Raw genomic sequence first — 20,863 nt, forward strand, 5'->3', positions numbered from 1 at the left:
CTGTCCGTCTGGGGGTTGGACCTCGTCCCGCAACGTATCGCCAGCACTGCATCCTTCGGCAGTGCGCGTCGTATTTGTCCGGATATTCAGCACTTCCGTCGGCCCGCCCCGCCACCCGGTCGCCGTCTGGAAAGCTGGACGCATGCGCGTTGCGCTGCTGGGCCCGCTGCGGGCGACCCGAGACGACGGCACCCCGATCGACATCGGCGGCGCCCGCCTGCGCATGCTCCTGGCCAGGCTCGCCCTCGACGCCGGCCGGGCCGTGCCGGCCGACACCCTCGTCGACGGGCTCTGGGGCGGCGAGCCACCCGCCGACGCGGCCAACGCCCTGCAGTCCCTGGTCTCGCGGCTGCGCAAGGCCCTGCCGGTGGCGGTCGAATCCGGGCCGGGCGGTTACCGGCTCGGGCTGGCCCGCGAGGACGTCGACGCCGAGCGCTTCGAACGCCTCGCCGCCGAAGGGCGCCGCGAGCTGGCCGCGGGCCGGGACACGCACGCGGCCGAGCTGCTCGCCGAAGCCCTCGCGCTGTGGCAGGGCGCCGCGCTCGCCGACGTCCTCGACGCGCCGTTCGCGCCCGCGCCCGCCCGGCGGCTCACCGACCTGCGGGCCGTAGCGGCCGAGGACCGGTTCGAAGCCCTGATCCGGCTGGGCGAGCACGCCGACGTCCTCGCCGACCTGTCGGCCGCGGCCGAGGCCGAACCACTGCGCGAGCGGCTCGCCGGGCTGCGGATCCGGGCGTTGTGCGCGGCCGGGCGGCAGTCGGAGGCGCTGACCGTCTACGACACGCTCCGCCGCACCCTGGCCGACCAGCTCGGTGTCGACCCGTCGGCCGAGCTGCGGGAGATCCACCTCGCCGCGCTGCGCGGCGAGTTCGCGCCGCCGTCGCCGGTGACCGACCGGCTGCCGACCCGGCTGACCACCTTCGTCGGCCGCGAAGACGAGCTCAAGCTGCTGGCCGAGCTGCTCGGCGGGGCCCGGCTCGTCACGCTGATCGGCCCGGGCGGGGCGGGCAAGACCCGGCTGGCCACCGAAGCGGCGTCGCGGCACCCGGCCCAGCAGCACGGCCGCGTCTGGTTCGCCGCGCTGGCCGGCGTCCGCGACCCGGACGACCTCGCGGGCACGCTGCTGGGCGCGTTGGAGGTCCGCGACATCCGCAGCACCGAGACCGACGTCCACCGCCGGCCGCTCGACCCGCTGGAGCAGGCGGTCGAGGTGCTCGGCGGTGCGGAAGCGCTGCTGGTGCTGGACAACTGCGAACACGTCGTCGACGCGGCCGCCCGGCTCGCCGACGAGCTGCTGCAGCGGGCGCCGCGGCTGCGGATCCTGGCCACCAGCCGCGAGCCGCTGGCCATCACCGGCGAAACCCTGTGCCCGCTCGGCCCGCTGCCGGTGCCCGCCGAACGCGCCGCGCCCGCCGAAGCCGCCGAGCTCGACTCGACGCGGCTGTTCCTCGATCGGGCGGCCGCCGTCCGTCCCGACTTCGTGCTCGATGAGTCCACTGTGGACCACGTCGGCGAGATCTGCCGCCGGCTCGACGGGATGCCGCTGGCCCTGGAGCTGGCCGCGGCGCGGCTGCGGTCGATGACCGTGGCCCAGATCGCCGGCCGGCTCGGCGACCGGTTCCGGCTGCTCACCTCGGGCAGCCGCACGGCGCTGCCGCGGCAGCGGACGCTGCGCGCGGTCGTCGAGTGGAGCTGGGACCTGCTGACCGAAGCCGAGCTGGTGCTGGCGCGGCGGCTCGCGGTGTTCGCCGGCGGCGCCGAGGCGGGCCCGATCGAGGCCGTCTGCGCGGACGAGCTGCTGCCGGCCGCCGACGTGCCGTACGTGCTCGGCAGCCTGGTCGAGAAGTCGATTGTGGACACCGTGGACACCGGCCGGGGCGAGCCGCGCTACCGGATGCTCGAAACGCTGCGTGCCTACGCCACCGAGCGGCTCGTCGAGTCGGGTGAGCACGACCGGATCCGCCGGGCGATGGCCGCGTACTACGCCGAGCTCGCGCAGCGGCTGGAGCCGGTCCTGCGCACCGCCGACCAGCTGGGCGCGATCGACCAGTACGAGACCGAGAGCGCGAACATGGTCGCGGCCCTGCGCGGCGCGATCGAGATGTCCGATGTGGACAACGCGGTCGCGTTGCTGGACGGCATGTTCTGGTACCTGACCATCCTCGGCCAGGGTGGCCGGGTCGGCGGCCTGATCCGCGAGACCCTCGAGTTCGGCGACCGGCTGCCACCGGCGGTCTCGGCGTCCTACCGGGCGCTCGTCTACCTGATGGACGCGATCCCGGTGCGCTCGGACCAGGACGAGATCCTCCGGCTGGTCGACGAATGCGCGCGCACCAACGCCGTGGAGCGTTATCCCGGGCTCGCGGTGGCCCTGCCGATGCTCGCCTTCCTCGGTGGTGACCGCGAAATCGCCGCCCGCGAGGTGGCGCGCGCCGGGCGGAGCGCGGACGGCTGGACCCGCGCGGGGGCGCACTGGGTGGAAAGCTTCCTGCTCGACGACGCGGGCGACGTCGAAGGCGCGGACCGGGCGCGGGAGCTGGCCCACGCCGGGTTCGAAGCGGTCGGCGACCGCTGGGGCATCGCGATGACGTTGAGCTTCAAGGCGTACGCGCTTTCGCAGGACGGCGACAGCGCCAAGGCCATCGAGACCTACCAGCGTGGCTTGGCGCTCTCGATCGAGCTGCGCTCGCAGGAAGACGCGGTGCAGCACTGGTGGCGGCTGGCCGTCGAACGGGCGCGCACCGGGGACTTCGAAGGCGCGTGGCGCGACCAGGAAGCCGCGGAGCGCTACGGCGCCGACATCATGAACCCGCAGCAGCAGGCGATGCTGATGTTCGGCCGGCTCGAGCTGCTGCTGCGCACGGGCCGGCTGGCCGAGGCGCGGGCCGGCCTGGACCGGGTGGCCGCGATGGGTGGCGACGACTGGTTCCCCGGCGGCATCGGCGACGAGTTCGTGCACGCCTTCGAGGCGCGGATCCTGCTGGCGCAGGACCGTGCGGACGAAGCGGAACCGCACGCCGCCGTCGCGATCCGGGCGACGAACGCGCGTGGTGACATGCCCGACCTGGCCGGCGCGGTGGAACTGCTGGCGATCGTCCGCGCGCACCAGGGCCGGCCCGAGACGGCGGTCCGGGTGCTCGCCGCGTCGGCCGCCATCCGCGGCCGGCTCGACCGCGGCAGCCCCGAGGTCCGCGCGCTCATCGAAGACCTGCGCGCCGCCGTGCCGGACTACGACGCGCGGTACGAAGAAGCGCGCGCGGTGCCCAAAAAGGACATCATCGCCTGGCTGCTGTCCGAACTGGACTGAAAAAAGGTCGTGAGTGTTCAGGGCGGTTAGAACCGCCCTGAACACTCACGACCTGCTGGCGCGGGTCACCCCCGTGAACCGGCGCCGTCCCCCCATCACACCCGCCGGCGGTACGCCCAAGTGGCCAGCGGGAAGAACACGACCACCGCGCCGGCCATCCAGGCCAGCGCCCCGGCCAGCGGGCCGGCGACCGGGCCGCCGTTCATCAGGCCGCGCAACGCGTTCGCCATCAGGCTGACCGGGCTGATGTCCGCCCAGGCCCGCAGCCAGCCCGGCATCGTGGACGTCTGCACGAACACGTTGCTGCCGAAGGTCAGCGGCATGATGAAGACGAACATCAGGGCCTGCGCCGCGCCCGGCGACTTCATCACCATGCCGACGAACACCGAGCCCCAGCAGAAGCAGAGCCCGAACGCCAGCGCCAGCAGGATCGCCACGACGAACTCGCCGGGGCTGGTCGCGATCCGGTAGCCCATGATCGTCGCGACGACCATCAGCACGGTCAGGCAGACGACGTACCGCACGACGTCGGCGAGCACCGCGCCGATCAGCGGTGCCGACCGGGCGATCGGCATGCTGCGGAACCGGTCGAACACGCCCTTGGTGATGTCGGTGTTGAGGTTCGTGCCCACGGTCAGGCACGCCTGCAGGATGTTCATCACGATGATGCCCGGGACGACCAGCTGCAGGTAGGCGTCGGTCGAGCCGGACAGCGCGCCGCCGAACAGGTACACGAACATCACCAGGAAGATGATCGGCATCAGGGTGACGTCGGCGAGCTGTTCGGGGTTCTTGCGGATCTTCAGGATGCCGCGCCACGCCAGCGAAAGCGCGTGCTGGAACCCTTTGGCGGGGCTGATGTGCCGCGGCGGGGCCGGGCGGTCGAGCGCCAGCGTCGTCATGCCAGGCTCCCTTCGAGGGTCTTGTCCTCAGTGGTCTGTTCGGCGGTGTGCCCGGTGAGGGCGAGGAACACCTCGTCGAGGCTGGGCAGCCGCAGCGCCAGCTCGTCGGCGGTGATCCCGGCTTCGTCCAGCTTGCGGACCAAAGTGGACAGCAGGACGGGGTCGTTGACCGGTGCGGTGAGCAGGCCGGTCGCGTCGTCGCGGGTGGGCCGGACGCCGGAGAGGTCGCCGAGGATCCGGTTGACGGCGTCCATGTCGGACAGCTGGGTCGGCCGGACCTGCAGCGTCTGCCCGCCGACGCGGCGCTTGAGCTCGTCGGCGCGGCCGTCGGCGACGACGCGGCCGTGGTCGAACACGGTGATCTTGTCGGCCAGCTGGTCGGCCTCTTCCAGGTACTGCGTGGTCAGCAGCACCGTCGCGCCCTCGGCGACGAGGTTGCGCACGACGTCCCAGACCTCGTTGCGGGCGTGCGGGTCGAGCCCGGTGGTCGGCTCGTCGAGGTAGAGCACCTCGGGCCCGCCGACGAGGCTGGCCGCCAGGTCGATCCGGCGGCGCATGCCGCCGGAGTAGGTCCGCACCGGCCGCTTGGCCGCGGCGGTCAGCTCGAACCGCTCGATCAGCTCGACCGCCTTCGCCTTGGACTGGGCGCGCGAGTGGCCGTACAACCGTCCGATCAGGACGAGGTTCTCGATCCCGTTGAGGTCCTCGTCGACCGACGCGTACTGCCCGGTCAGGCCGATCAGGCTGCGGACCCGCACCGGGTCGGTGACGACGTCGAAGCCCCCGACGGTGGCTCTGCCGGCGTCGGGTTTCATCAGGGTGGCCAGGATGCGGACGGCGGTCGTCTTGCCCGCGCCGTTCGGCCCGAGCACCCCCACGACCTGCCCGAACGGGACCTCGAGGTCCACCCCGTCGAGCGCCTTGGTGTCCCCGAAGTGTTTGACCAGGCCCTCGGCCTGGATCGCGTGCGACATGGGCGTTCCTCCTCCAACTGCCTTTGGGGGTCCAGGGGGCTCGCCCCCGGCCCGGGGTCTGGGGCTGGGCCCCAGAAAACACTGTCGCTGTCTGACGACGACTTTGGCGGACAGCGCTGGCAGCGCACGCACAGCGCGCTGGCAGCGGCTGGCAGGCGCTGGTGGAGATCTTGTGGAGGAGTTGTCGGTGCCCGGGCCGCCCGGCGATCACCTCGGCATACTCGGCACATGACCGTTGCGGAAGAGACGCGCGTCCGGCGGAAGAACCCGCTGGTCACGGCCCTGCTGGTGGTGCCGCTGGTGCCGCTGGCCGGCGTCGCCGCGCTGCGCCTGATCGGCTACGACGGCGACTGGTACACGCTGATCGCGCTGGCGCTGACGCCGTTCGTGGCGGCCGCGGGCGTGCTGGCCGGCGTGCTGGCGCTGGTGTTGCGGCGCTGGTGGATCGGGGGGATCGCGCTGCTGCTGGCGGTCGCGCTGGCCGTCGTCGTGGCGCCCCGGCTGTCGGCGAGCGAGCAACGGGACGTGCACGGCAAGACACTGCGGGTGCTCGCCTCCAACCTGCTCTACGGCCAGGCGGAGCCGAAGGCCGTCGTCGACCTGGTGCGCGAGCAGCGGATCGACGTGCTGAACCTGGTCGAGCTGACGCCCCGCGCGGTCGACGGCCTGACCGCGGCCGGGTTGTTCCAGGCGCTGCCGTACCGGGTGCTGCACCCGGCGCCCGGCGCGTTCGGCTCGGGGATCGTGTCGCGGTTCCCGTTGAAGGAGGTCAACCTGACCGGTGACTCGGCGGCCAAGCAGCCGGGCGCGCAGGCCGACCTCGGCGACGGCGTGGTGGCCGAGATCGTCGCCGTCCACCCGATCTCCCCGGACGTCGACACCCCGCAGTGGGAGCGCGAGATCAAGGACCTCTCGCGCGCGTCCGGTGAGCACGGCCTGCGGATCCTGGCCGGCGACTTCAACGCGACGCTCGACCACGCGGCGTACCGGACCGTGCTGTCCCGCGGCTACAACGACGCGGCGGAGGCCCGCGGCTCGGGGCTGACGCCGACGTGGCCGGCGTCGTCGCCGGTGGTGACGATCGACCACCTCGCGGTCGACAACCGGGCGGCGGTGCTGGACTACCGCGTGTTCGGCGTCGCGGGCAGCGATCACCGGGCGGTGTTCGCCGAAGTGCGCTTGCCGTGACCGTGTTCCTGGCAGGCTGACCGGTATGCGAAGACTCGTGCTCGCCCTGGTCTTGCTGGCCGCCGCCTGCGGTCAGTCCACGGCGGCCCCGGCGGACGACGGCCCGAAGAGCGCGCTGGGGTTCGCCGCGCACGCGGGCGCGGTGGAGTTCCCGTCCGACACCGACTGGATTCCCACGACCGGCGGGCTCACCGGCCTGGTCCCGGTGGGCGGCTGCGTGCTCGGCATCGGCGACTACGCGACCGGCAACCGCATGCTCAACGTGAACTGGACCGGTGGGGCGGACTGCGCGGCGTTGCGGATCGGCCCGATCGGCGGCGGCCTGCCGGCGATCGCCGCGGTGCCGGAGCCGGACGGTTCGGTGTCCGGGGTCCGCACGAAGTTCTCGCACCGGGACACCGGCGGCACCGTCACGGAGCTGGGCGAACTGCGTGGCCGGCGGGACGTGCGGGCGCTGGCGCGTTCGGGCGGCAACCTGGTGGCGGTCGGGACGGCGTTCCTCGACGGGCAGACGACCCGGCCGGTGGCCTGGGTGTCGGACGACGGGGGCAGGACGGAACGCACGGTCGTGCTGCCGCTCGCGCCGGGCGTGGGTGGCGCGAACGGACCGAACTCGGTGGCGGCGGCCGGATCCGAGCTGCTCGCGGCCGGCTATTCGAACCCGCGGCTGCAGCTCTGGGCGTCCCACGACGGCGGCGGCAGCTGGACGCTGTCGGAGCCGGCGACGCCGTCGGACGAAACGCTGGTATACGGCATCCTGCCGGTCGCCGGGCAGTGGCTGCTCTACGGCGAGACCACGGACGGCCACACGCAGAAACCGTTCGTGGTCACCGGCAAGCCGGGCGCCTGGTCCACAGTGGACATACCGGGTCCCGGTGGGGTGGTGGCGGGCACGCTGGACGCGCACGGGAATCCCGTCCTGGCGACGCGGACGTTCGAACAGGTGCCGGTGAACGCGCGCCCGCGCTCGTGTTCGGCGGTGCTGGTCCGGGCCGGTCAGGGCTGGCAGCGCGGCGACCTGGGCTGCGCGGAGTCCCCGGTGCGCGTGGCCGCGACGCTGACCGACGGCCGGGTCATGCTCGCCGGGAACCGGGATCTGTGGCTGCGGCCAGCTTCGTGAGCGTCTCCAGCGCACCGGCCGCGATCGACACCCCGCGGCCGTGCCGGATTTCCGGCTCCCGTGGGTTGATCCGGATCAACGCGCCGGTCGCGGCGCTGGCCAGCTCGCTGTAACGCCGGACCGTCGGGACCGCCTGGCCCGCGCCCAGTTCCACCACGACCAGGTCGCGCGCGGTCCGGCGCCACGCGGTCAGCTCGTCGAGCTGGGCCTGGCTGCGGTCCGGCACCCACGAGAAGTCGCCGAACATCAGGATGTTGGGCCGCGTGAGTCCGCCGCACCGCGGGCACGCCGGCAGCGGCGGCACGGCCCGCATGGTTTCGGGGTCGATGACGACGTCTTCGGCGGCCGGCCAGATCTGATCGGTGCACCCGGAAAGGCACTGGAGGTGGTGGATCGAGCCGTGCGCTTCGGCGACGTGCTCGAAGCCCGCCTTCTGGAACTGGCCGTCCACATTGGACGTGAACACGCGCACTTCCGGGGCGAAGCCGAGCAGCAGGCTGAACCCTTGGTGCGGCACCGTTTTCCGGTACAGCGCCAGCCGGTGCCCGTAGAAGCCCCAGGCCAGCTCGGGGTCGTCGGCGAAGTGCCGCGGGTCGGCCAGCTCCTCGAACCGCAGCCCGAGCCGGGCATACGGCGGGTACGCGCGCCAGAACCCCTCGCCGCCGCGGAAGTCCGGCAGCCCGGAGTCGACGCCCATGCCGGCGCCGGCGCAGATCAGCAGCGCGCCGGCGCCGGTCAGGAGCTCCGCGGCCCGCTCGAGCGCGTCACTCACCCGGCTGCGAACCGAGGACGACCTCGAACTCCAGCAGGTTGGCGCCGGTGGACACCGGCTTGGCCCGCTCGCCGGAGTGCGCCGCCGCGGCCGGGCCGCCCTTGGCCCACGCCTGGTAGTGCTCCTCGGTCTCCCACTTCGTGTAGACGAAGTAGCGCGTCTCGCCGGAAACCGGGCGCAGCAGCTCGAACCCGAGGAAGCCCGGCTGCTGGTCGACGGAGTGCATTCGCGCGGCGAACCGCTTCTCCAGCTCCGGTCCGGCGCCTTCGGGAACCTCGATCGCGTTGATCTTCACGACACTCATGGGTCCCAGCGTAGTTGTCGGGGCACTGTGATCCGTGCCACTGTGAATCCCATGGGGAGCGCGGAGCTTGCGGCGGACCTGGCCCGGATCGTCCACGCCGCCGCCGGCGAGGTCGCCGGCGAGCGGGGCAGCGAACTGATCGAGCGGGTGACCGGGCACCTGGGGGCGCCGCTGTCGGACGTGGTGGTGGTGACCCGCAACTGGGCGATGTGGGAGCACGCGAACATCCAGCGCAGCGTCGACGCCTACCTGGCCGAGCACGGCACGGCGGTCGACTGGTTCGGCATCGCGGGTGGCCAGCGCACGCACGAGGACCTGATCGGGATGCTCGCCATCGCCCGCAAGCAGGGGATGTACGAGCTCGGCTCGGTCGACTACACGACGACGGCGATCGGCCCGGACACCGCGACCGAAGCGGTGCAGCTCGGGCTCGTCGGCACGTACGCGCCGGGCGGTGAGCCGGTGCTGCTCGCGGTGCGGGGCGCGAACCCGCAGTGGGGGCAGGAACAGTGCCGGCTGGAGGTGCTCGCGACGTCGCGGGTGATCGCCACCGGGGCACGCGACCGCGTCGAGCGGCTGATGGTCGAGCACGACCTCCTGCGCGGGCAGGTCCTGGCCTTCGGCACCAGCGAGAACCGCGGCAACGAGCTGCTGACGTTCCTGCCGCGGCCCCGGCTGCGGGGCGACGAGGTCGTGCTGCCGGACGGCGTGCTCGACGCGATCGAGCGGCACACGATCGGCATCGCGCGGCACGGCGAGCGGCTGCTGGCCGCCGGGCAGCACCTCAAGCGCGGGCTGCTGCTGCACGGCCCGCCCGGCACCGGCAAGACGCACACGGTGCGGTACCTGATGGGCCGCCTGCCGGAGACGACGGTCGTCATCCTGACCGGCACGGCGATGCGGTTCGTGGCGAAGGCGGCGGAGCTGGCGCGGCGGCTGCAGCCGAGCGTGGTCGTGCTGGAGGACGTCGACCTGATCGCCCAGGACCGCAGCTACGGCCCGCAGGTCCAGCCCCTGCTGTTCACGCTCCTCGACGCGATGGACGGCGTGGGCGGCGACGCCGACGTGACGTTCCTGCTGACGACCAACCGCGCGAGCGAGCTGGAGCGCGCGCTGGCCGACCGCCCGGGCCGGGTGGACCTGGCGGTGGAGATCCCGCTCCCGGACGCGGCGGGCCGCGAAGCACTGCTGCGGCTGTACGCGCGCGGGCTGAAGCTGACGGCGGACCTGGCCCCGGTGGTGGCCGCGACGGAGGGCGTGACGGCGTCGTTCGCGAAGGAGCTGCTGCGGCGGGCTTCGCTGCTGGCGCTGGCGGCCCGGCCGGAGGAGGACGTCGTGGTGGGTGACGAGGAGCTTTCGGCGGCGTTGCGGGAGATGCAGGATGCGCGGAGTGCGTTGACGCGGTCCTTGCTGGGGAGCTCAGCTCCGCAGTGAGCCCGGGTAGAGATCGGCATCCGCGGGCAACGTCGTGCCGCGGAACCACGCGTCGAAGAACTGCCGCAGGTTCTTGCCGCTGACCTGCGCCGCCATGGCCTCGAAGTCGGCCCAGCCGGCGTTGCCGTGGCGGTAGCGGGCCGGCCAGTCGTGCAGGAGGCGGTCGAACGCCGGGTCGCCGATTTCGCGGCGCAAAGCGTGCAGCGCCAGGATGCCCTTGTTGTAGACACCCTCGAACTCGTGGCCCTGGCCCATGCCGACCAGCTTCTGCGCCCAGAAGTCCGTGCTGCCGTGGGTGATCTCGATCGCCGCGCGGTAGCGGTCGTCCAGGTTCTGGCCTTCGCGCTCCGCCCACAGCCACTGCGCGTACGACGCGAAGCACTCGTTCAGGCAGATGTCCGACCAGTCCTTCAGGGAGACCGAGTCGCCGAACCACTGGTGGGCGTTCTCGTGCACCAGCGTCGGCAGGTCGGCCCACTTCGCGTACGTCGGCCGGGTCTGCGTCTCCAGGGAGAAGTGGATGTCCTCGTTCAGGTAGATCCCGCCGGCGGCCGACTGCGGGTACGGGCCGAACTTGCCGGTCAGGAACGTCAGCACCTCGGGGAGTCGGTCGCCGACCGCGCGGTGGGCTTCGGCGCCCGGCGCGTACGCCGAGACCACCGGGGTCCCGTCCGGCAAAGTCGACTTGTCGACGCTGAACTTACCGATCGCGAGCGTCGTCAGGTAGCTCGCCACCGGGTTCGGCTCGGTCCAGGTGCCCGGCGGGCCCTCGCGGCCGTTCGAGAGCACCGTCCAGCCCGGCGGGACGCGCGCGGTCAGCGTGAACGTCGCCTTGTCGCGCGGGGTCTCGTTCACCGGGAACCAGAACGCCGCCGAGTGCGGCTCGCCGACCATGTACGCGCCGCCGTCGGCCGAGTGCTGCCAGCCGTTCTCGCTGCCGCCCTCGTGCGGCGTCTTCGCCGGGTCGCCGCCGTAGCGGACGCGGGTGCGGAACGTCGTCCCGGCGCGGATCGGCGCCGGCGGCGTCACCACCAGCTCGAACGCCTTCTCGCGGGTGAACCGCGCCGGCTGCCCGTCGACCTCGACGCTGTGGACGTCGAGCCCGCGCAGGTCGAGGTCGAAGCGGCTGAGGTCCTGGGTCGCCTTCGCGGTGACGGTCGTGTCGCCGTCGAGGTGGCCGCTCGGCGGGTCGTAGGCGACGCCGACCTGGTAGCCGAGGGCGTCGTAACCGCCGTTGCCGTCTTCGGGGTAATACGGATCACCGGCGCCGGCCGCGCCCGGTGTGGGGTGCATGGGCGGCGGCGCCGGGGCGCCCGTGACGGCGTCACCGCTGCACGCCGCGGCGAGGACGACCGCGGCGCAGACGGCGAGGGCGGTGAGTCGTCGGCGCATGGTGACCACCATAGGTGATGGAAAGCGATCACTCGGTCACGTTCCGGAGCAGGCACGATGTGATTAAGTGGCCGCGTGCTCTGTTTCGGCGGCAGCGGCGTGCCGATCGTCCTGTTGCACGGCCTGATGGGCCGCGCGCGGACGTGGCGGCGGGTCGCGGAGTGGCTCCGGCCCTATGGCGCGGTGTACGGCCTCGACGCGCGCGGCCACGGCAACGCGCCGCGCGTCGGGCCGTGGACGACCGGGCAGTTCACCGAAGACGTCGCCGCGGCGCTGCGGACCCTCGACGCCGGCCCGGCGGTGCTGATCGGGCATTCGATGGGCGGCCTGCACGCGTGGGCCACCGCGGCGCGGCACCCGGAGCTGGTGCGCGCGGTCGTGTCGGAGGACTTCGCGCCGGACCAGCGCGGCCGGACGGTCGAGACCTGGCGTGGCTACTTCGAGAGCTGGCCGGTGCCGTGGGAGTCGCTCGACCACGTCCGCGAGTTCTTCGGCGCCGCGGGCGAGTACTTCGCGGACTGCGTCGAGGAGCGGGCGGACGGGTTCCACCTGGTCGCCGACCTGGCCGACCTGTACGTGATCGCCGCCGAGTGGGGCCGCGTCGACTACTGGTCCACTGTGGACAAGATCCGGTGCCCGCTGCTGGTGCTGGAAGGCGAGCACACGGCGATGCCGCCTGGCCAGCAGGCCATGCTGGCGGACCGGGTGCCGGGCGCGAAGCACCTGGTGGTGCCGGGCTCGGCCCACTTGCCCCACGACGAAGCCCCGGAGATCTACCGGGGCGCGATCGAAGCGTTCCTCAGCCAGATTCTCGGTCGCTGAAGCGGCACTTTCGTAGGGAAAGTGCCGCTTACGCGCGAGTCAGGTCTGCTCGCCAGGCCGCCGTGGAGCGGTCCGAGGGCACGATCAGCGGCCAGACGTCCGCGCCGAGGAAGCCGGTTTCGTCGGTCACCTTGGTCGCGGTGCACGTGTGGCGCGGCAGCCCGGCTCGAGCGGACAAAGCGGCTACCGCGTCCTTTGTGGACTTCCCGAAGACGCCGTCGGTCGGCACGCCGAACCCGGACGAGCGCAGGAACTGCTGGGCGAGCTGCACCTGACGGCCCGTGTCGCCCGGCTTCAGCAGCGGCCACTCGGCCTCGGCCCGCGCGACCGAGACGCCGAGGACGCGGCCGACGGCCGTCCGCAGCTCCGGCAGCCGGTTGTAGAGCACCGTGCCGGGGCACTCGGTCGAGTTGAAGTCGCGGTGGCCCTTGATGAACTCGGGCGCGATGCCGTACTGGTGCGCGATGTAGGCGACCAGGCCGACGAGCGAGTCCCACAGCGCCTGCGGCACGTCGACCGTGCTGTACAGGCCCTCGTTCTCGATGCCGATGACCTCGCTGTTGTGGTTGCCGACGTTCGCGCCCTGGACGTGCTGCGTGCCGCCGCGCAGGATCTCCAGGCTGCGGTGCCTGCCCTCGGTGACGAACCCGCCGCGGCTGTTCGTGAACTGCTGGCCGCTGTCGATCCAGCCGTTCTTGTCCATGTGCAGGTCTTGGATGAACTTCGCGACGTAGAACGCGCGCGCCAGCGAGAAGTCGTTGTTCATCGGCGGATCGACGGCGTGGTGGACCACGATGTAGGTCGGCTTGTGGTTCTCCACCACGATCGGCCCGTTGGCGGGCCGCGCGCCCCACTCGGCGCAACCGTGGATCGTCGGTGCCGGCACGGCCGCGGCGGCCGTACCCGTGGTCGTCATCCCCAGTGCGCCGGCCGCGGTCGCGGTCATCCCCGCTTTGAACAGGGTCCGGCGGTCAACAGTGACCATGCGGGAAAAGGTAGCTCCGCTTCGCGCCGATGACAACTATTGACCAACTTTGGTCGTAACGCGTCAGTGTTCGCCCGGGAGAGCGAAGAGCCCGCCGCTGGTCTGCTCCAGCAGGCCGTCGACGAGCAGGGAGTCGAGGCAGCGGTCGCGCTGGCCGCCGTCGTGCCACACCAGGTCCAGCCGCGCCTTCTCGACGGGGCCTTCGCTGCCGCGCAGGACGTCCAGCAGCAGCCCGCGGACCTGCCGGTCGGTGCCCGCGAACTTCTGCACGGGCTTGGCCGGGCCGGCGTACTCGGGCTTGCCGGCCAGCTGCCACGCGCATTCGCCGTAAATCGGGCAATCCGCGCACCGCGGGGTGCGTGCGGTGCAGATCAGCGCGCCGAGCTCCATGATCGCGGCGGAAAACTTCGCGGCGGGCGCGTCTTCGGCGGGCAGCAGGGCTTCGACGTCGTTCATGTCGCGGGTGTTCGACGCGGGCCCGGCGTCCCCGGCCCCGTGCACGGCCCGCGCGACGACCCGCCGCACGTTGGTGTCGACGACGGGCGCCCGCCGCCCGTAGGCGAACGCGGCGACGGCCCGCGCGGTGTAGGCCCCGATCCCGGGCAGCGCGAGCAGGGTGTCCACATCGGACGGCACGACGTCGCCGTGCTCCTGCGCGATGACCCCGGCGGCGGCGTGCAGCCTCAACGCCCGCCGCGGGTAGCCGAGCTTGCCCCAGGCCCGCACGACCTCACCTTGGGAGGACGCGGCCAGCGCCGAGGGCACCGGCCAGCGCGCCATCCATTCGTGCCAGATCGGCTGCACGCGGGCGACCGGGGTCTGCTGGAGCATGATCTCGCTGACCAGCACACCCCACGCCGAACACTCCGGCTCGCGCCAGGGCAGGTCGCGGCCGTGGGTGGCGAACCAGTCGAGCAGGGTTTCGGCGTCAACGGACACGAGCTGAGGTTAACCCGGCTCTTCGCGGTGGACTTTGTCGAGGCGGGCGAGGTCGTCTTCGGTGAGCCGCAGCCGGCCGGCGGCGACGTTGTCGGCCAGGTGGCCGGGGTCGCCGGTGCCGGGGATGACGAGGACGTGCGGGCCCCGGTGCAGCAGCCAAGCCGACCGGACCTGCGCGGCACTCGCCTCGTGCGCCTTCGCGATGGCGAGCACCTCCGCGTGTTCGCCGCCGACGGCGCCCGCCTCGCGGCCCGCGCCCGCGATGGCGAAGAGTCGGCGCAGGTTCCCTCGCCGTCTTCGCTCGGCTGGGCCGGCGAGCGCCATGGCCACCGGGATCACGGCGCGGTTCCGCCCTGGGAGGCGACGACCGGGTCATCGGGGTACGGGCGAGCGCGCGGTCGCTCAGCTCATTGGCCGAACGCAGCCGGGAGAAGCGGAACGTGGCGGTGTCGATGTGGTCGACGCCCAGCTGGACCCCGCGGCGCAGCACCTCGACCGCCCGGTCGCGGTCGACCGTCCGGCCACCGAACGTCCAGGTCACCGCGGAACTCGGCTCCAGCGGCGTGGCCCCGGGCCTACTTGACCTCGGTGAGCTTGCCCGTCTTCACGTCGTACACAAACCCGCGCACGTTGTCCGTGTGCGGCAGGTACGCACTCCGCCGCACCCGCTCCACCGACGTCCGGACGCTGTTCTCGACGTTGCGGAACGCCTCGACCGCCCACGTCGGGCGCAGCCCCGTCGCCTCTTCCAGCTCGTCCTTGAAGTCGTCTTCGGTGACCGTCGAGAGGCCGCACTCCGTGTGCTGGACCACCAGCACCTCGCGCGTGCCCAGCTTGCGCTGCGACAGCGCCAGCGAGCGGATCATGTCGTCGGTGACGACGCCGCCCGCGTTGCGCAGCACGTGCGCCTCGCCCTGGAGCAGGCCGAACACCTCGAACACGCGGATGCGGGCGTCCATGCAGGTCAGGATGGCCACCTGCAGCGACGGCTTCGCCGACGAGCGGTCGCCCGGCGTCGCGTCGCCGAGTTCCTGGTTGCGCTTGAGGAGGACATCGATCGAGGTCATCGGTCACCTTCCGGCCGGTGGCGTATCCCTCCCATTCCACCGGCCCGAGCCCGATCGGGCAATGCACTACGAGCTATGTCACGACGGGTTTAACCGCCGAACCAGGGCTCCTCGACCGTCCGCGGCGGCGCGGACGTCCGTCCGATGCGCAGCTCGGTGGGCAGCGTGATCACCTTCGGCGCGCTCCGCTCGGCCGAGCCGAGCAGCAGCCGGCCCGCCGTCTTGCCCTTCTCGAGCACCGGCTGGTGGACCGTGGTCAGGCCGATCCGCTCGGCTTCGGCGATGCCGTCGAAGCCGGTGACCGTCAGGTCCTGCGGCACCCGCAGCCCCCGCCGCTCGGCCTCGGCCATGGCGCCGAGCGCGAGGATGTCCGAGGTGCAGATCACGGCCGTGATCTGCGGGTACGCGTCCAGCAGCTGCCGGGCGGCGGACGCGCCGTCGTCCACCGTGTGGTCGAAGCGCTCGACCACCGGGACGCCCGCCCAGTCGACACCCGCGGCCGAAAACGCCACCGCGAGCGCTTCCAGCCGGGTGCGCTGGACGTGGAAGTGCGCGCCGCTCTGCCGGGTGGCCGAGACGAAGTCGTCGTTGCGCTCACGTGCGAGCCGCATGCAGATGACGCCGACCTGGCGATGGCCCAGCGTCACGAGGTGCTCGGCGATCTTGCCGACCGCCGACGCGTCGTCCGGGCCGACGCGGTCGATGCCCTCGATGCTCGGCTGGTCGATGATCACCGTCGGCACCGGCCGCTCCAGCACGGCGGCCAGGTGCGGGTCGTCGTCCGGCACCGAGTAGACGACGAAGCCGTCGACGCCCGCGCGGTGCACCGCGGCGACGTCCTCCCGGCCCGGGCTGGCGGGCACCAGGTGCAGGCCGACACCGGCGTCTTCGCAGGCCAGGGCCAGTCCTTCGAGCACGCCGACGGCGGCGGGGTCGCGGAAGGCGTAGGAGAGGTTCTCGGTGAGCAGCAGGCCGACGGCGCCGGCTTTGCGCGTGCGCAGGGAGCGGGCGACCGGGTCGGGACCGGGGTAGCCGAGCCGGCGCGCGGTCTCGAGAACGCGGCGGCGCAGCTCGGGCGAGAGCTGGTCCGGCCGGTTGTAGGCGTTGGACACCGTGGTCCTGGACACACCGAGCTCTGCCGCGAGCGACGCCAGTGTCGCCTGCCTCCGGGTGCGAATAGGACGTCCCATCAGCAAACCGTAACGGTTCAGATGACTTTCTTGAAGAGACACCCCGGGTGGTCGATGTCTCGATCCGCATGCATGAACTCGCATACACCAAACCGGGATCGGATGGCCAGGAAGTCATCCGGATGGGGTAAGGTGAATCTGACAACGGTTTCCATTAGCGTCTGCAGGAGTCTTCAGATGAGTTCCCGCCGCACCAGGAGCGTGCTCGCCGCCGCTTCGGCCCTGTCCTTGTTCGCGCTGGCCGCGTGCTCCGGTGGAACCTCCGACGGCGGCGGGCAGTCCGGTGGCTCGGACAAGATCAAGGTCGTCGCCTCGACGGACGTCTGGGGCAGCGTCGTGAGCGCCGTCGGCGGGGACAAGGTCGAGGTCAAGTCGGTCATCCACGACCCGTCGGCCGACCCGCACTCCTACGAGACCACGGCCGACGACGCCCTCGCGGCGAAGGACGCGAAGCTGCTGCTGTCCAACGGCGGCGGCTACGACGAGTTCTTCGACAAGCTCACCGGCCAGGCCGGCGACGCGAAGAAGCTCGTCGCCTACGACATCGCCGCGACCGGCGACGAGAACGAGCACGTCTGGTACGACCTGCCGGGCGTCGGCAAGGTCGCCGACCAGGTCGCGGCCCAGCTGGGTGAGCTCCAGCCGGCGTCGAAGCAGGCGTTCACCGACAACGCGACGGCGTTCAAGGCGAAGGTCGACGCGCTGGAGAAGCGCCTCGGCGAGCTCGGCACCACCCACCCGGGTGCGAAGGTCGTCGTCACCGAGCCGGTGGCGCACTACCTGCTCGAGAGCGCGAAGCTGACCGACGCGACGCCGAAGGCCTTTTCGGACGCCGTGGAGAACGACACCGACGTCCCGGCCGGCGCGGTCAACGAGTACAAGCAGCTCATCGCCACCAAGCAGGTCAAGGCGCTGATCAACAACGCGCAGACGGTGACGCCGCTGACCCAGGACGTCGTCGGGCAGGCGAAGGCCGCCGGGATCGGCGTCGTCGACGTGACCGAGACGCTGCCCCAGGGTGTGACCGACTACATTGGCTGGATGACCGGGGAAGTAGACGCGCTGGCAGGAGCGTTGAAGTAACCATGCCTCCCGTCTCAGACGACGTACGCCCCGCGGTCCGGGTCCGCGGGGCGGGCCTCGCCTTCGGTCCCCGCACGCTCTGGTCGGGATTGGACCTCGTCGTCGAGCCGGGTGAGTTCCTCGCCGTGCTCGGCCCGAACGGCTCCGGCAAGAGCAGCCTGCTGAAGGCGCTGCTCGGCATGCAGGGCCTGTCGGCGGGCGCGGTCGAGATCGCCGGCGGCCGCCCGGGCGGCGCGAACCGCAAGGTCGGCTACATCCCGCAGCAGCGCGCGATCGACGAGTCGCTGACGCTGCGCGGCGTCGACCTGGTCGGCCTGGGCCTCGACGGGCACCGCTGGGGCCCCGGCCTGTTCGGCATGGCGGCGCGACGCCGTCGCGTCGCGGCGGCCGTCGAAGAGGTGGGCGCGACCCGCTACGCGAAGCAGCCGGTGGGGCGCCTGTCCGGCGGTGAGCAGCAGCGGCTGCGAGTGGCGCAGGCCCTGGTCGGCGACCCCGAGGTGCTGCTGTGTGACGAGCCGCTGCTGTCCCTGGACCTGGCGCACCAGCGCGCGATCAGCGAGCTGATCGACTCCCGGCGGCGCGCGGCCGGCACCGCGGTGCTGTTCGTCACGCACGAGATCAACCCGGTGCTGCCGTTCGTCGACCGGGTGTTGTACCTGGTCAACGGCTCGTTCCGGATCGGCAAGCCGGACGAGGTCATGACCACCGAGACGCTGTCGGAGCTGTACGGCACCCGCGTCGAGGTGTTGAAGGTCGGCGGTCAGATCCACATCGCGGGCGCGCAGAGCGCGTTGTGCGAGGAAGAGCCGCACCACCACGAACACGACGTCGAAGAGCAAGTGGGCTGAGTCTTGGATCTGTTCGACTTCGGCAAGACGTGGGAGCTGATCACCGAGCTTCCCGGCGTCCAGACGGCCCTGCTGGCCGCGTTGATCCTCGGCTTGGTGGCGGGGGTGCTGGGCCCGCTGATCGTGATGCGGCGGATGTCGTTCGCGGTGCACGGGACGTCGGAGCTGGCGTTCACCGGCGGCGCGGCGGCCCTGCTGCTCGGGATCGGCGTGGAGTACGGCGCGTTGATCGGCGCGGTGGTGGCGGCGCTGCTGCTGGGCATCCTGGGCGCCCGCGACGCCGACCGCGACTCGGTGATCGGCGTGATCCTGTCGTTCGGCCTCGGGATGGGCGTGCTGTTCCTGTCGTTCTACAAAGGACGGTCCGGGAACAAGTTCGGGATCCTGACCGGCCAGATCATCACGATCGACTCGACGAACCTGACGTTGTTCGTGGTGTCGTCGGTGGTGGTCCTGGCGGTGCTGGCGTTGGTGTACCGGCCGCTGTTGTTCGCCTCGGTGGACCGGAACGTGGCCGTGGCGCGCGGAGTGCCGGTGAAGACGCTGACCGTGGTGTTCGCGCTGCTGGTGGGGGTTTCGACGGCGCTGAGCGTGAAGGTCGTCGGATCGCTGCTGGTGGTGGCGTTGATGGTGACGCCGGCCGCGGCGGCGGCGCGCGTGACGGCGTCACCGTGGAAGGCGACCGTGCTGTCGGTCGTGTTCGCGGAGGTGTCGGCGCTCGGGGGGATCGTGCTTTCGCTGGCGCCGGGGCTCCCGGTGAGCGCCTTCGTGACGGCGATTTCGTTCCTGATCTACGTCGTGTGCCGGGTGATCGCCTGGCAGCGTGACCGCCGGACGAGGGTGAGCGCGGTGGAGCCTGCCCTCGTCGCGGCGGCTTGAGCTACTGCACCTGGAGCGTGTCGCTCTTCGCGGTGCTGTCCGAGTTCGGGTAGCCGATGGCCTGGTAAGCGGCCCAGGTCGGGTGCCTTGGCGCCTGCCGGCCCGGATGGGCCGGTGAGGGCTTGGTGGGTACCGGGCTTGCCGTAGCCGAGGTCGACCTTGTCCGGAGCCCAGGTGACGTTGCCGGCGCATCCGAAGTGGACTCTCGTTGTCGTCCGCCAGGCGCAGGACTGCGGTACTGCGCCGAAGTACTGGCTCATCGAGGCCCGTGTCGCGGTCCCCGCAAGACCAGTCGTGATGGCGCGAAGGCCGGTTGTCCACACCCTCGCGCGAATGTGGGCAACTCAGCCGCATCTCCGCCGATTCGCGGTTCCTGTCGGCGCCCGTCGATAGACTGGGACTGGGCACGCCCCCCCAGGGACGGGCGGGGCCGCGTCGTCGGCGAGTCAGCCCAGCATCAGCAGGACCTGCAGCTCACCCACGACGAACCCGATCACCCCACCCACCGCAATGAGCTTCCACTCGTCCTGCCGGAACGCCGGCCGCAGCAACCCCTCGAACTCCAGTGGCGTCAACGCGAGCATCCGCTGCTCGATCACCTTCGCGACGTCCATCGCCTCGGTGAGGTACCCCTCCGCATAACGCGCCGTGGAAGGCAGCTGCTCGAGTGCCTTCAACGCCGCCGCGTGCTTCATTTCGCGAAGCCGCGTGCCCCCGACCGCGAACGACAGCGGCAGCTGCGCGTCGACCGCGGCCGACACCATCTGCTCGACCAGTGCCGCCAGGCGATCCGCGCGTGGGCCGCGCAACACCGCGTCCAGGAGGTTCTGGACCGTCAGGACCTCGTTCGCGATCAGCTCGCCGTACTGCCGCGCCACCTCCGCGCGGCGCCGCTGGAACTTGCCCTGGAAGATCACCCGGCCCACGCGGACCGGCTCGCGGGGGACGAAGATCAGCTTGATCGCCAGCCAGTCGGTGAACAGGCCGATCGCGCCGCCGAAGATCGGCAGCACCAGCGGCTCGCGCGTGAACGCCCACACGATCGTCTGGACCAGGCCTAGCCCGAAGCCGAAGTAGATGCCCATCCGCGCGATGAACGCCATCTCCGGGCGGGACGTCTCGCGGATCAGCCGGACCAGCAGCGCGCGATCCCGGGTCAGCCGCTGGACCGTCATGTGCTGGACGTCGAGGACTTCGTCGAGGTTCTCGCGGACTTCGTCGAGGAACTCCCGGACCAGCTTCGGCGCCGACGCCTGGACCTGCTTGATCAGCATTTCCTGCGCGAGCGTCGGCAGCACCTCCCACAGCCGCGGGTGGTGCTCGGCGAGCACCTCGCGCGCGATGTGGTCGACCGCGCGCAGCAGCGGCTGCTCCAGCTCGGCGGTGATGATGACCGGGTCGATCTTCCCGAAGACCTCGCGCAGGTCGAGCAGGTTCTCGGTCAGCAGCTCGGTCGCGACCGCCGCCATCCGCCCGCCGTGCTTCGGGACGACGCCCTGCCAGCCCAGCAGCGGCGGGACGCCGACGAAGTCGAGCGGCCGGAACATCATCTCGATCGCGACGCGCTTGGTGACGTACCCGATCAGCGCCGCGATGAACGGCATCACCGCGTACAGGGGCCAGTGCAGCGCGAGGTCGTGCAGGACAGCGTCCACCC

At 71.8% G+C, this 20,863-nt stretch carries 19 protein-coding genes; 8 read left to right on the forward strand and 11 right to left on the reverse strand.

Translation table 11 applies throughout. The annotated features are described in order from the left end of the window. The first annotated feature begins 142 nt into the window (after positions 1-142). Complete coding sequence (locus M8542_RS01500) at positions 143-3,307, forward strand: AfsR/SARP family transcriptional regulator (RefSeq protein ID WP_257918124.1); 3,165 nt, start codon at positions 143-145, stop codon at positions 3,305-3,307. A 95-nt stretch (positions 3,308-3,402) separates the two neighbouring features. Here the strand turns inward: M8542_RS01500 and M8542_RS01505 are convergent, their stop codons facing one another. Continuing rightward, positions 3,403-4,209: an ABC transporter permease gene (locus tag M8542_RS01505; RefSeq protein ID WP_257918125.1), complete on the reverse strand. Its 807-nt coding sequence runs from the start codon at positions 4,207-4,209 to the stop codon at positions 3,403-3,405. Further along, positions 4,206-5,183, reverse strand: a complete 978-nt coding sequence (locus M8542_RS01510; RefSeq protein ID WP_257918126.1) for an ATP-binding cassette domain-containing protein — start codon at positions 5,181-5,183, stop codon at positions 4,206-4,208. Before M8542_RS01510 ends, M8542_RS01505 begins: the two co-directional genes overlap by 4 nt. 228 nt (positions 5,184-5,411) lie before the next feature. Between M8542_RS01510 and M8542_RS01515 the strand changes: the two genes are divergently transcribed. Beyond that, positions 5,412-6,371: an endonuclease/exonuclease/phosphatase family protein gene (locus M8542_RS01515; RefSeq protein WP_257918127.1), complete on the forward strand. Its 960-nt coding sequence runs from the start codon at positions 5,412-5,414 to the stop codon at positions 6,369-6,371. Positions 6,372-6,396: 25 nt separating this feature from the next. After that, entirely contained in the window at positions 6,397-7,491 is a 1,095-nt protein-coding gene (locus M8542_RS01520) for a hypothetical protein (RefSeq protein WP_257918128.1), read from the forward strand. On the opposite strand, the gene M8542_RS01525 is transcribed toward M8542_RS01520, so the two are convergent. Further along, on the reverse strand, positions 7,445-8,263 hold the full coding sequence (locus M8542_RS01525) for an SIR2 family NAD-dependent protein deacylase (RefSeq protein ID WP_257918129.1): 819 nt from the start codon (positions 8,261-8,263) through the stop codon (positions 7,445-7,447). The two genes, M8542_RS01520 and M8542_RS01525, sit on opposite strands and share 47 nt — an antisense overlap. Next, positions 8,256-8,567, reverse strand: coding sequence for an antibiotic biosynthesis monooxygenase family protein (locus M8542_RS01530; RefSeq protein WP_257918130.1), 312 nt, complete (start codon positions 8,565-8,567; stop codon positions 8,256-8,258). Before M8542_RS01530 ends, M8542_RS01525 begins: the two co-directional genes overlap by 8 nt. 51 nt (positions 8,568-8,618) lie before the next feature. Here M8542_RS01530 and M8542_RS01535 point away from each other — a divergent pair, with 51 nt between their 5' ends. Next, positions 8,619-10,001, forward strand: a complete 1,383-nt coding sequence (locus M8542_RS01535; protein ID WP_257918131.1) for an AAA family ATPase — start codon at positions 8,619-8,621, stop codon at positions 9,999-10,001. On the opposite strand, the gene M8542_RS01540 is transcribed toward M8542_RS01535, so the two are convergent. Continuing rightward, entirely contained in the window at positions 9,987-11,393 is a 1,407-nt protein-coding gene (locus M8542_RS01540) for a M1 family metallopeptidase (RefSeq protein ID WP_257918132.1), read from the reverse strand. The genes M8542_RS01535 and M8542_RS01540 overlap by 15 nt on opposite strands. 75 nt (positions 11,394-11,468) lie before the next feature. On the opposite strand from M8542_RS01540, the gene M8542_RS01545 reads away from it, so the two are divergent. After that, the gene (locus tag M8542_RS01545) at positions 11,469-12,215 is read left to right on the forward strand and encodes an alpha/beta fold hydrolase (RefSeq protein WP_257918133.1); all 747 of its coding nucleotides are present in this window, start codon (positions 11,469-11,471) and stop codon (positions 12,213-12,215) included. A gap of 28 nt (positions 12,216-12,243) precedes the next feature. Here M8542_RS01545 and M8542_RS01550 read toward each other — a convergent pair whose 3' ends face one another. The 5 genes from M8542_RS01550 to M8542_RS01570 form a co-directional block, all read right to left on the reverse strand. Then, positions 12,244-13,200 (reverse strand): peptidoglycan recognition protein family protein, encoded by a 957-nt coding sequence (locus M8542_RS01550; RefSeq protein WP_257918134.1) that lies wholly within the window; start codon positions 13,198-13,200, stop codon positions 12,244-12,246. A gap of 63 nt (positions 13,201-13,263) precedes the next feature. Continuing rightward, positions 13,264-14,139 carry an iron-sulfur binding domain-containing protein gene (locus tag M8542_RS01555; protein WP_257918135.1) on the reverse strand — a complete coding sequence of 292 codons (876 nt, stop codon included), beginning with the start codon at positions 14,137-14,139 and terminating at the stop codon, positions 13,264-13,266. Positions 14,140-14,148: 9 nt separating this feature from the next. After that, complete coding sequence (locus M8542_RS01560; RefSeq protein ID WP_257918136.1) at positions 14,149-14,478, reverse strand: aldo/keto reductase; 330 nt, start codon at positions 14,476-14,478, stop codon at positions 14,149-14,151. Positions 14,479-14,714: 236 nt separating this feature from the next. Beyond that, positions 14,715-15,206, reverse strand: a complete 492-nt coding sequence (locus M8542_RS01565) for a beta-class carbonic anhydrase (RefSeq protein WP_257918137.1) — start codon at positions 15,204-15,206, stop codon at positions 14,715-14,717. An 89-nt stretch (positions 15,207-15,295) separates the two neighbouring features. Then, positions 15,296-16,396, reverse strand: a complete 1,101-nt coding sequence (locus M8542_RS01570) for a LacI family DNA-binding transcriptional regulator (RefSeq protein WP_257918138.1) — start codon at positions 16,394-16,396, stop codon at positions 15,296-15,298. A gap of 177 nt (positions 16,397-16,573) precedes the next feature. Between M8542_RS01570 and M8542_RS01575 the strand changes: the two genes are divergently transcribed. Genes M8542_RS01575 through M8542_RS01585 form a run of 3 tightly spaced genes read left to right on the forward strand, consistent with a single transcriptional unit; the run spans position 16,574 to position 19,206 of the window. Further along, positions 16,574-17,479 carry a metal ABC transporter solute-binding protein, Zn/Mn family gene (locus M8542_RS01575; protein ID WP_257918139.1) on the forward strand — a complete coding sequence of 302 codons (906 nt, stop codon included), beginning with the start codon at positions 16,574-16,576 and terminating at the stop codon, positions 17,477-17,479. A gap of 2 nt (positions 17,480-17,481) precedes the next feature. Beyond that, positions 17,482-18,327, forward strand: coding sequence for a metal ABC transporter ATP-binding protein (locus M8542_RS01580; RefSeq protein ID WP_257918140.1), 846 nt, complete (start codon positions 17,482-17,484; stop codon positions 18,325-18,327). Between the two features lie 3 nt (positions 18,328-18,330). Then, entirely contained in the window at positions 18,331-19,206 is an 876-nt protein-coding gene (locus M8542_RS01585; protein ID WP_257918141.1) for a metal ABC transporter permease, read from the forward strand. Between the two features lie 446 nt (positions 19,207-19,652). Here the strand turns inward: M8542_RS01585 and M8542_RS01590 are convergent, their stop codons facing one another. Beyond that, the gene (locus M8542_RS01590) at positions 19,653-20,861 is read right to left on the reverse strand and encodes a DUF445 domain-containing protein (RefSeq protein WP_257918142.1); all 1,209 of its coding nucleotides are present in this window, start codon (positions 20,859-20,861) and stop codon (positions 19,653-19,655) included. Between the last annotated feature and the right edge of the window lie 2 nt (positions 20,862-20,863).

Source organism: Amycolatopsis iheyensis (genome assembly GCF_024703995.1).
GTDB lineage: Bacteria > Actinomycetota > Actinomycetes > Mycobacteriales > Pseudonocardiaceae > Amycolatopsis > Amycolatopsis iheyensis.